The organism is Paenibacillus sp. N3.4 (assembly GCF_008017805.1).
Classification (GTDB): Bacteria; Bacillota; Bacilli; order Paenibacillales; family NBRC-103111; genus Paenibacillus_E.
Genome location: NZ_VRTT01000135.1, coordinates 1 through 10,362, shown reverse-complemented (window position 1 = coordinate 10,362; position 10,362 = coordinate 1). Strand labels below are relative to the sequence as shown.

The following is a 10,362-nucleotide window of genomic DNA, read 5'->3' as shown; positions in this document are numbered from 1 at the left end:
CTCTTTCAAATCGTGTTGTGTGGTGCAAACGATTTTACAGAAAGAGCGATCTTTTTTCAATTTATGGATTCCTTATTTTGGTTAATCAACAGGCATGATCGAAGTCACATTTGTCTCCATAGTATCCATCCATAAGAATACCGCCACCCATAAGGATAGACGGTGTATGCTTGTTACAATTCTAGCGTTTCCAAGCTGCTTCGCTCCAGCGAAGCTCATTGCGGAATTGCAGGACTGACGTGTTTTTATTGATAATAGCTACTTCAATGCCTGCTAATTCGGCCCAATCAACCAATTGTTCAGTCGTTACACGGTAGGAGAAAACGGTATGGTGCGCACCTCCGGCGTAGATCCAAGCTTCTGCGGAATCGCGGAGCGAGGGTTGCGGCTTCCATAATACGCGTGCGACAGGAAGCTTCGGCATGGACTCCACAGGTTGAACCGCATCCACCTCGTTGATCAACAAACGGAAACGGTTGCCCAAATCGATTAACGACGCATTTATCGCTGGACCTGAAGAGCCGTCAAATACGAGGCGAGCCGGGTCTGCTTTTCCACCGATGCCAAGTGGATGTACTTCAATCGTTGGACGTGTAGCTGCAATTGTCGGACAAATTTCCAACATGTGTGCGCCAAGGACCAACTCATTCCCAGGTTCCATATGGTAGGTATAATCTTCCATGAAAGAAGTGCCCTTGTTTTGCGCCGTAATTTTCATGACACGCGTCAGCGCCGCTGTTTTCCAGTCGCCCTCGCCTCCGAAACCGTATCCTTGTTCCATCAAACGTTGAACGGCGAGTCCGGGAAGCTGTTTAAGGCCATGCAAATCTTCAAAAGATGTCGTAAACGCGCCGAACTTCCCTTCTTGCAAGAACGCTTTGAGGCCAAGCTCAATGCGCGCTTGTTCGCGAATGGCATCGCGAATAGGACCTGATGAACGTCCCTCAGTTGTAAAATCGTAGCTTTCGTTGTATTCATCCATTAATTGATCGACCTGGGATTCAGAAATATCTCCGATTCGCTGAACAAGATCGCCGACACCATACCCATTTATCGACCAGCCGAATTTGATTTGCGCTTCTACTTTATCGCCTTCAGTTACAGCCACCTGGCGCATATTATCGCCAAAACGCGCTACTTTCAATTGACGTCCTTCAACAAAACCAACTGCCGTTTGCATCCAACCGGCAATACGGCTAATCACTGCCGGGTCTTCCCAATAACCAACTACAACTTTACGAGATATCCCCATACGTGCGCCAATAAAACCATACTCACGATCGCCATGCGCAGCTTGATTCAGGTTCATAAAATCCATATCGATGGAATCCCAAGGAATATCACGATTGAATTGCGTGTGCAGGTGAAGCAATGGTTTACGGTATTCTGCGAGTCCCGCTATCCACATTTTGGCAGGAGAGAATGTATGCATCCAAGTAATAATACCTGCACAAGAATCATCGGCATTCGCATTTAAACACAATCTTCGGATAGCATCCGGTGTTGTGAGGACAGCTTTAAAAACTAGTTTGCTTGGAATAATCGAATCACGGTCTATACTTTCCGAGATCTGTTTGGAATGTTCTTCCACTTGCAGTAAGGTCTCAGGTCCATATAGATGCTGACTTCCGGTTACAAACCAAAATACTTTTTCTGAATAAGGGTTCATGGCAATTTGCCTCCTAGGTTATATCGTGATTGGAAAGAATGAACGATTGACGTGCTTCCTCACGGATGGAACGAAGACGCTTCATCACGTCATTCTCGCCACGGCCAAAATAATCATGAAGCTTGCTATATTCCTTATAAATTTGCTCATAAACGGCAACATTCTCGGCAATAGGTTTGAACGTTTCTTTCCGTACTCTCGCCATCTGCTGGGCAGCATCAACAATACTGTCGTACCCGCCTTTAGCTGCACCCGCTGCTACCGCACCGAACATCGCTGCGCCAAGTGCCGGCGTTTGCTTCGAATCTGCGATTTTGATTTCCCGATTTGTTACATCGGCATAAATTTGCATAAGCAGACGATTTTTTTGTGGTAGTCCGCCACACGCATAAAGCTCTTGTACTTCTACGCCGTTCTCATGAAAAGCATCCACGATTTTACGGGTACCGAAAGCGGTTGCTTCCAGTAAAGTACGATAAATTTCTTCTGGTTTCGTTAATAAAGAATATCCCATTATGAGACCATTCAGTTCAGTATCGACAAGCACCGAGCGGTTACCATTCCACCAATCCAGAGCTAGCAGCCCCGTCTCGCCCGGTTTGTAAGCGGATGCACGACGCTCCAACCATTCATGCACATGAACGCCTTCTTGCTCAGCAGCAGCTTGCACATACGTGGGGACACCTTGCTCCACGTACCACGCGAAAATATCGCCAACAGCGGACTGGCCCGCTTCATAGCCCATATATCCGGGAATAATGCCATCTTCTACAACGCCGCACATCCCTTCTACTTCTTTCTCTTCCGTACCAAGCAGCATATGACAAATCGATGTTCCCATAGCCATAACCAGCTTCCCCGGCGTAACAACACTAACGCCTGGCACCGCTGCATGAGCATCTACATTGCCTACAGCAATGGCTGTACCTGCTTGAAGACCCATGCGTTTCGCCATGTCCTCCGTCAGTTCACCCGCTTTAGTACCCAATGCTACGACATCGCCGCGAAGCTTTGTTTCAGTCAAATGTTCAAGACGTGGGTCAAGAGCTTTGAAGAAATCTTTGCTTGGATAACCATCTTGCTTATGCCAAATTGATTTATACCCCGTTGTGCAGCTGTTTCGGACAACAGCCGTTTGACCAGTCATTTGTGAAACAACCCAATCGGTTGCTTCCAAGAAACGATCCGTTTGCTCAAAAATGTCCGGAGCCTCGTTTACGATTTGCCAAATCTTAGCAATCATCCATTCAGAGGAAATTTTCCCGCCGTATCGTGGAAGGAACGATTCCCCTCTTTGTGCAGCAATTTCATTAATTAAATTGGCTTCATCTTGCGCTGCATGATGCTTCCATAGCTTAACCCAGCTATGTGGATTATTTGTCAGTTCGGGATTGAAGCATAACGGTTGCCCCTTCTCATCAATCGGCAGCATCGTACAAGCAGTAAAATCAATACCTAGTCCGATAATATCCGCAGGATCTACACCGGATGCCTGCACGACAGCAGGAACAGACCTTGTCAGAACATCCAGATAATCCTGTGGATGCTGCAAGGCCCAATCAAATTCCAATTTAATTCCGGATATTGGCAGTTTTTCGTCAATAACGTTGTGAGGATAAGGAGTTACATGATCTGCAACTTCTGTCCCGTCACTCAAATTGACTAAGACGGCACGGCCGGATTCAGTTCCATAGTCAACACCAATTGCATATTTCTTAGACATGGGGGAAGCCTCCTTGAATTTGCTACCCCCAGTATATCACTTGTACGTACAAGTTGACTACATGAATTCTTACGGACTAAAGTTGAATCGTAGACTCTCTGACTATTAATTCCGGTTTGTATAGTTTCCCTTTAGGCATACTAGAACCTCGTCTATTCTCAATCATTTCAATCAATATCTCAGCTGCATCCGTTCCCAATTCCATCTTGGGGTGCGAAAGTGTCGTCAGCTTAACTTCTGTAGCGGTTGCTAATGACGAATCATCAAAACCAACTATTGAGATATCTTGTGGGACTTGAAGACCAGTTGTACGCACAGCTTCAAGCAAATGAATGGCTAATTCATCATTGTAGCAGACGAAAGCCGTCGGTCTCTCTTCTTCCCCAAACCCCAACATCTTAATCGTGCTGTCAAATGGTTTATATTTCTTCTCTTCCGTCGTGTAGTGAATGACGAGCTCCGGTAATAACGGTATTTGATAATGACGATGTGCGCGAATAAACCCTTTTAACCGATTAACCCCCTGCAAATCATCTGTCTTGAAAAACCCTGCGATACGGCGATGACCAAGCGCAATCAAATGCTCTGCGGCCTTGAAGCCCCCCTCCTCATCATCAACGGTTAGAGAAGGGCAATTCATCTCTGGATATCGCTCATTAATCATCAAATAAGGGATATTGTGATAATCCAAAGAAAGATAATAGCTTAAATTCGGATTGCCTTCCGCACTCTTAGTCGGCTCAATAATCAGTCCGCTTAACGGTTGACTCAGCATCATATTGAGACTCTCCTTCTCTTTTTCTTTATCATTATCGGTCGAAGAAAGAAGTAATCGATACCCTTTTGCGCGTAAAGCAGCTTCAGCCCCTCTTACAATATGCGGAAATATGTAATCGGATATATACGTCGTAAGGATGCCAATGGTTTGAACATCTCTGGCTATCTGTGTTTGCGGTGTGGAAACGAACGTACCTTTTCCTTGTATCCGATATAACCAACCTTCTTGTTCGAGTTCACCAAACGTTTGTCTGACAGTCTGCCTGCTCATTTGAAATTGTTCAGCAATTTCATTCTCGGAAGGCATTTGATCATTCGGTTTTAACTTCCCCGCATGAAGCCACGATAATATCTCTTGTTTCAGTTGTAAGTATTTAGGTAATTGCTTTTCTTTCATGTTTCACCTCGGACTTATGATTCTGAACGTATTATAGCATCCTCTTAACTTGTATGTACATATTTCAGCGTACATATGCAGTTGCTCGGTTATTGATAACTTTCTGGGAAGCTTGAGAGTATGGTGTTGGGATGGAAGCGCAGCGTGCTTATTGAAACCGGCCCTCAAAGCAAGAAAAAACCCGTGAAATCACGGGTTCGAGCGTTTCATTCAGGCTAAAGCACTTGATAAACAGCTTGCTTACCTGCTAGGGGAAGAAGAACAAACTGTTCACTGTGAATAGATCTCTGAATTACGCTAATTTCACTTTTCTAAAGCATTCAAGGAAGCATCGACTAATTGGTCGAACCATTCGTCCTCTTCCAATAAATCCTCAACTGCAATAATGTCTTCTTCTTTGCCTGGTTCCTTAAGAAAATGAAGCGCATAGCTCCAATCCTTGCGGCGTTTGCTTTGAATCGTTATCGCATAAGGATGCTCGTGCCCTTCTACTTTAAACTCGACTTGTCCGACATAACCATCTTCGTCATTGTGTTCCATGCTAGCTTTCAGAATTTCAATCATATTCATCTTCCTTTTCATTTAGTTGCAGCCATGTCCATATGGCGTTGAGCGTTGTTTGTAAGTTCGTTGATTCGTTCCATATATAGGGATGATGATCCCGAAAATAGTCAGCATGTCCTCCAATAAGGGGCAATGGCTTTCGTTCAAAGGGCGCTTGCTTCAAGTGATTCCAACGCTTCAAGCCAAAACGGGCAGCACTCCAGCCGCCCCATGTCCCTATTCTTGGAATCGGATCAACAGGTTTAAGCATGGTATTAACGCCATTCAAATAAAGAACGCGGTGCGATAAAGATGAAGGAACAGCGCATTTAGGCGAACCAATTTGCACAACTCCGATGATCGTTCGCCCAGCTTTAAGGAGTGTATCCGCTGCTTGAATGGAAGCAACTGCTCCTGCGCTATGTCCAATTAGCAGCAGCTTCTGTCCGGGTTTAAGGACCTGTTCGATAGATGCCGTTAGACGCTTTCCACCATATCGAGACGATTTGCGATGAGCATTATTCCACAGATCGCTGCCAATTTCCCGAAGCTGATCTAGACGAGGTCTCGTCCAGTCTCCGTAGGGATAATGAATCATAATCTTAGCACATAAACCCGCAGCATTAAAACGAGCTTCCAAGGCTTCCGCGAAGTATTCAGAAAATGAGGAGCAGTAGCAAAACCAGCCGATATTGGGATTAGAATAGGCTCAACGTAAAGCTGGTCTGTCATCGTTATTATCGTTCCTTCCTGCCGCTTCATCGTTTATGAACGAGGCTTAGCTCGATTGGTTGGTATTGCGGCCATCGGATCGTCAGGCCAATAATGTTTGGGATAGCGCCCTTTTAAATCTTTTTTGACTTCGAAATAAGCCTCACGCCAAAAGCTCGCCAAATCTTTGGTCACTTGAACTGGACGCTGTGCCGGTGATAATAAATGCAAGGTTACAGGCACCTTACCTTTGGCTAGACGCGGCGTGTCTGTCAGCCCGAACATTTCCTGCAAACGAACCGATAAAGTCGGTGATGCTATATCGCTATAATCAACGGGTAACCGCGATCCGCTTGGCACCTGAATATGAGTTGGCGCCCATTCATCCAGCCGTCTCCGCTGCTCCCAGGTTAGCTGTTCCTCTAAGATACTTGTTAAGTTAAGACGTGACAGAGCTCCTTTGCTTTTAACACCATAGAGATGAGGTCCCAACCAATCATCAAGCGTATCAAGAAGCGCGGTATCGCTCATGTCGGGAAAGTCACCTCCCGATTGATGCAAGAAATTCACCCGCTGTTGAAACTGTCTTGTCGTGCGAGTCCAAGGCAGCAATTCCAACGATTCCGCTTGAATGCCGGATCGCAAAGCTTCCCAAAGAAGCTGTGGATCAGGATCTTGCAGCGGCATTTGCTTGATGATCAACGCGCCTAAGCGGATACGTTCTCGCGCTTTAATAAAGCCGGCAGCGGCGTCCCAAACGACCTCTTGCTCGTTCCGAATTTGCCTATCAAAAGCCTCTAGCAGTTCGTTCTCATGAATAGGAGCCGCCAGAAAAATACGGCTCTCAGCACCGCTGTCTTCCAGCTCAGCTGCAACGAGGAAACGTTCGTTGGAGAGCGATTGAAGCTCAGGAAGGATGGCTCCGCGCCCATTACTGAGCAGAAATCGACCGGTCGAGCGCTGCTGCGCGACGCGGTCGGGGTAGGCAAATGCGAGCAGCAAACCGCTCGCTGAAGAACTTCTGTTGTCACTCGGCCGAATGCCGAGCGACTGCATCAGTTGGTTGGCTTCCGCCGTAATTCGGCGGCATAAGCCAACGTCAACACCAGCGCGCTGCTCGCCCCGCGCAGCTTCCCAAAGGGCTTCGATGCGGGTACGAACGTCCGCATCGCGACCAGCGGCAGCGCGCATGAAATCGCGCTCCCCGAGCATAACCGCGAGCTCGCACGCCAGTGCGCCGAGCTCAAGCGGCATGGCTTGCAGCACCATGTGCGCAAGCCGGGGGTGCATGCCTAACGTCGCCAGGCGCTTGCCGTGCGGCGTTAGGCCCCCGTTCTCTTGCAGCGCGCCGAGCTGCAAGAGCAGTTCGCGCGCCTGCTGGTAGGCAGCAGCAGGCGGCGGGTCCAGCCAGACCAGCGCAGCGGGGTCTGGCACGCCCCAGGCGGCCAGCTCAAGCGCGAGCGGCGCCAGATCCGCTTCGCGGATTTCTGGCGTACGGCTCGGCGGCAGCTGCCGCTGCTCTTGCTCGGTCCACAGGCGGTAGCACACGCCTGGACCGAGCCGGCCCGCCCGACCTCTGCGCTGATCCGCAGAGGCCTGGGACACAGGCACCGTCGTCAGACGTGTCATGCCTGTCCGCGGTGAAAAACGCGGCAAGCGCATGAGTCCGCTGTCGATCACAACCATGACCCCTTCGACGGTCAAACTGGTTTCCGCAATAGAAGTAGCCAGCACAACTTTCCTGCAGCCGGAAGCACTCGCTGCCAAAGCTCGGTCTTGCGCTTCTTGTGATAGATTGCCGTAAAGAGGAGCGATTTCTATCTCTTTCCCCAATTGACGTGCTGCAAGCGCATCAGCAACCCGATGAATTTCAGCGGCTCCGGGCAGAAAAACTAATAAACTGCCTAGATTCTCTTGTAAAGCTTGCTCAATAACTTTCACGGCAGTCGCTTCTATTCGGCCGGAAAATTTCTCGCTCAAATAAACCGTTTCAACGGGAAAAGTTCTTCCCTCACTTCGGATGATTGGCGCATCATCCAGCATCGCAGCGACGGGCTCTGCTTCCAACGTTGCTGACATAACTACAATTCTCAGGTCAGGCCGCAGTAACGTTTGTGACTGTCTGCATAAAGCAAGCCCCAAATCCGCATGCAAGCTTCGTTCATGAAACTCATCAAAAATAACAGCGCCTACGCCTTCCAAAGCCGGATCTGATTGCAGCATGCGTGTAAGTATACCTTCAGTAATAACTTCAATGCGGGTACTCGAACTAATTCGCGTGTCGTTTTTGACCCGATAACCGATAGCTTGTCCTACTTCTTCTCCTCGAAGCCTGGACATATATCGAGCTGCAGCCCGAGCAGCAAGCCTTCTCGGCTCAAGCATCAATATTTTCTGTCCATGCAACCAAGGCTCCTCTAGTAGCGCTGGCGGTACTTGTGTCGTTTTGCCCGCACCGGGCTGAGCAACCAATATGGCGTAAGGACTTGCGCGTAAAGCTTGTTGTAGCTGAGGGATCACTGTTTCAATCGGCAACACATTCATTGGATTCACTCCGAGACATCTGTAAGACTTGTAAATAACTATTTCACTCAAGGCGGATTTTCCGAATTATTTCTTCTTCTGAATTCTCCCAGTAAACCTGTTCCTCTTTCCATCAATCGTGTATACTGGATAAGAATATTGTCACTAAAGGAGATTTTAACATGAATGTACATGAAGCGATAACCAAACATTCTACGGAACAACACCTGCATTTGGTTCGATTCGCAGAGTTGGACGAGCAGCGTGAGCAAGCCATTGATGCTGCAGTCGATCTATGTAGACAAGGGATTCCCTTCACCGTTGATTCCATCAACGCGATCACGGCCCAAATCATCGCTCATGCCAAACACGGTATTTCTCCGCTCCGTTCCTATGTAACTGAGGATATGGTGCGTGATTACGTAAATAAAGGCTAAGGAGATCGCCAGCGATGGGTATTTTAACGTTTATTTCTTTGATCATTATAGGATCGGCCTTCAGTGCTGGATTCTTGCTCTTATTTAAGCGAAAAACAGCGCTTGGCATTATTTGCGTAGGACTTTCTGTTGCCTTATATATCGCTTATGCCTACATAGCGAATACGTATTTCGCCTAAACCTTCGATAGCCGTAAGATGAACCGATCCGGAATTCCGTTTCGGTTCTTTTTCACGCGAGCCAATGATTCTGTTTTAATGTACGGAACAAGAGGTCAAAATAGGCGATAGGATGAGGAACCAGATCGGTCAAAACGATGACGGAATGTACTTCTTCTAATTGACCATCCTCTTGCAGTTTGAAGCCGCTTGCCTTGATTTGCTCGGCTTCCTGCTTCACTAGCCGTTCTAGTTCCATCGCATTCACTGCCACTATGCCGCTTACCTCATCTGGTTGCAACAAATAATCGTTAAGCGGTTGATCGCAGCGATATATAAACACATGACAAAACTCCCGGTCGATCAGTCGTTCCGATAGGATGTCATCTTCCGCAAACACTCCGCAGGCAAGCAAATCGCTGAAATTGACCCTGAGCCCCAGCTCTTCTTCCAGTTCGCGCACACCATCTTGAATCGTTTCTCCGGCTGACAAATGGCCTGCGCAGGAGATATCCAATAAGCTTGGAAATAAGTCTTTATCCGGATGCCGTAATTGAAGAAGAAGTTTCGGCTCAGGAGCTTCGTGACTTACTATCCAGCATTGGAACGTTTGGTGCCATAAGCCTTTAGCATGCACTTCTGATCGTGGAGCCGTTCCAATGTTATTCATATTAGCATCATAAATGTCGAAAACTTCTTCTACGTTGTTCAATTGGCTGATCTCTCCTCTCGACATTTCCATCCATTCAGCCCAACGTGCGCGTTGTAGCGCCGCCGCATGAAGGTGGTCAAACCTCTATCTTCGCTTTGGCTTGGCTAACTTCATGGCATACAAATCGTCTTCAAGCGAGGCCATTCTCTCCAGCAATGTTTTGCCGGCATCCTCGATCGCCTGATTATAGATAGGAGTTCGCAATTGCCCAATCATAAATTCAATTAATTGCTCTGCTGCCAAGCGTCCTAGTTGAATGTCATGATCCATTTCCAGGTATTCCTGAAGATCATCCACTAATGCTTCTTTGTCTTCTTTGGGTAGTTTCATAGGTTTCATAGTCATCTTCCTATTCAAATAGACGGAAGTCTATTTCCTGAAATCGACTAACCTCTTTTACCCAACGCTCAGCCACATAAGCTGTATGTACGGGATGAACATTATAGGCATCATAGGCCGTTTGATCGGCGAATACCATCGAGAAGCCATAATCGTAATCCGTCTTTGTACTGACTTGGCGAAATACTTCAAATTGCTCGACGCCAGGAATCTCAGCAAGTTCTTGCGCACTCCCAACCAAGAATTGTTCAGCTTCCAACAAACGCATATACAATCGTCGATCAAACGCCGATTATTCGGGAAAAACCTTTCCTATTTTGTAATTCCCTCTGATCCAATATGTATCAATCACACTCGCATTAAGTATGACTCG

General features: G+C 47.4%; 11 protein-coding genes. 2 read left to right on the top strand and 9 right to left on the bottom strand.

The genetic code is table 11. The features are described 5' to 3' along the window. Nucleotides 1-181: 181 nt before the first annotated feature. The 6 genes from araA to hrpB form a co-directional block, all read right to left on the bottom strand. Nucleotides 182-1,669 carry an L-arabinose isomerase gene (gene araA, locus FU659_RS33610; RefSeq protein ID WP_147951518.1) on the bottom strand — a complete coding sequence of 496 codons (1,488 nt, stop codon included), beginning with the start codon at nt 1,667-1,669 and terminating at the stop codon, nt 182-184. 13 nt (nt 1,670-1,682) lie between these two features. Continuing rightward, a complete protein-coding gene (locus FU659_RS33605; RefSeq protein ID WP_147951517.1) occupies nt 1,683-3,392 on the bottom strand; it encodes a ribulokinase in 1,710 nt (569 codons plus the stop codon). Between the two features lie 76 nt (nt 3,393-3,468). Next, nucleotides 3,469-4,566, bottom strand: a complete 1,098-nt coding sequence (locus FU659_RS33600; RefSeq protein ID WP_147951516.1) for a GntR family transcriptional regulator — start codon at nt 4,564-4,566, stop codon at nt 3,469-3,471. Between the two features lie 303 nt (nt 4,567-4,869). Further along, nucleotides 4,870-5,130: a hypothetical protein gene (locus FU659_RS33595; RefSeq protein ID WP_147951515.1), complete on the bottom strand. Its 261-nt coding sequence runs from the start codon at nt 5,128-5,130 to the stop codon at nt 4,870-4,872. Then, on the bottom strand, nt 5,123-5,707 hold the full coding sequence (locus FU659_RS33590; protein ID WP_147951514.1) for an alpha/beta hydrolase: 585 nt from the start codon (nt 5,705-5,707) through the stop codon (nt 5,123-5,125). The genes FU659_RS33595 and FU659_RS33590 overlap by 8 nt, the downstream gene beginning before the upstream one ends. A 167-nt stretch (nt 5,708-5,874) precedes the next feature. Continuing rightward, nucleotides 5,875-8,364 (bottom strand): ATP-dependent helicase HrpB, encoded by a 2,490-nt coding sequence (hrpB, locus tag FU659_RS33585; protein WP_147951513.1) that lies wholly within the window; start codon nt 8,362-8,364, stop codon nt 5,875-5,877. A 161-nt stretch (nt 8,365-8,525) separates the two neighbouring features. Between hrpB and FU659_RS33580 the strand changes: the two genes are divergently transcribed. Together FU659_RS33580 and FU659_RS36110 are read left to right on the top strand one after the other, a co-directional pair. After that, entirely contained in the window at nt 8,526-8,780 is a 255-nt protein-coding gene (locus tag FU659_RS33580) for a YpbS family protein (protein WP_147951512.1), read from the top strand. Nucleotides 8,781-8,794: 14 nt separating this feature from the next. After that, nucleotides 8,795-8,959, top strand: coding sequence for a hypothetical protein (locus FU659_RS36110; protein ID WP_187274579.1), 165 nt, complete (start codon nt 8,795-8,797; stop codon nt 8,957-8,959). 52 nt (nt 8,960-9,011) lie between these two features. Here FU659_RS36110 and FU659_RS33575 read toward each other — a convergent pair whose 3' ends face one another. The 3 genes from FU659_RS33575 to FU659_RS33565 are packed head-to-tail and all read right to left on the bottom strand — an operon-like array spanning nt 9,012 to nt 10,257. Beyond that, nucleotides 9,012-9,680 (bottom strand): NUDIX hydrolase, encoded by a 669-nt coding sequence (locus FU659_RS33575; protein WP_261808221.1) that lies wholly within the window; start codon nt 9,678-9,680, stop codon nt 9,012-9,014. 54 nt (nt 9,681-9,734) lie between these two features. Continuing rightward, nucleotides 9,735-9,989, bottom strand: a complete 255-nt coding sequence (locus FU659_RS33570) for a DUF2164 domain-containing protein (protein ID WP_187274578.1) — start codon at nt 9,987-9,989, stop codon at nt 9,735-9,737. Nucleotides 9,990-9,999: 10 nt separating this feature from the next. Next, complete coding sequence (locus tag FU659_RS33565) at nt 10,000-10,257, bottom strand: Dabb family protein (protein ID WP_147951519.1); 258 nt, start codon at nt 10,255-10,257, stop codon at nt 10,000-10,002. Nucleotides 10,258-10,362 lie beyond the last annotated feature (105 nt).

Excerpts from the sequence above, each read along its gene's own strand:
- FU659_RS33595 (WP_147951515.1), bottom strand. The coding sequence starts at position 5,130 with ATGATTGAAATTCTGAAAGCTAGCATGGAACACAATGACGAAGATGGT.
- FU659_RS33580 (WP_147951512.1), top strand. The coding sequence starts at position 8,526 with ATGAATGTACATGAAGCGATAACCAAACATTCTACGGAACAACACCTG.
- FU659_RS33605 (WP_147951517.1), bottom strand. The coding sequence starts at position 3,392 with ATGTCTAAGAAATATGCAATTGGTGTTGACTATGGAACTGAATCCGGC.
- FU659_RS33570 (WP_187274578.1), bottom strand. The coding sequence starts at position 9,989 with ATGAAACCTATGAAACTACCCAAAGAAGACAAAGAAGCATTAGTGGAT.
- FU659_RS33575 (WP_261808221.1), bottom strand. The coding sequence starts at position 9,680 with ATGGAAATGTCGAGAGGAGAGATCAGCCAATTGAACAACGTAGAAGAA.
- araA (WP_147951518.1), bottom strand. The coding sequence starts at position 1,669 with ATGAACCCTTATTCAGAAAAAGTATTTTGGTTTGTAACCGGAAGTCAG.
- FU659_RS36110 (WP_187274579.1), top strand. The coding sequence starts at position 8,795 with ATGGGTATTTTAACGTTTATTTCTTTGATCATTATAGGATCGGCCTTC.
- FU659_RS33600 (WP_147951516.1), bottom strand. The coding sequence starts at position 4,566 with ATGAAAGAAAAGCAATTACCTAAATACTTACAACTGAAACAAGAGATA.
- FU659_RS33565 (WP_147951519.1), bottom strand. The coding sequence starts at position 10,257 with ATGCGTTTGTTGGAAGCTGAACAATTCTTGGTTGGGAGTGCGCAAGAA.
- FU659_RS33590 (WP_147951514.1), bottom strand. The coding sequence starts at position 5,707 with ATGATTCATTATCCCTACGGAGACTGGACGAGACCTCGTCTAGATCAG.
- hrpB (WP_147951513.1), bottom strand. The coding sequence starts at position 8,364 with ATGAATGTGTTGCCGATTGAAACAGTGATCCCTCAGCTACAACAAGCT.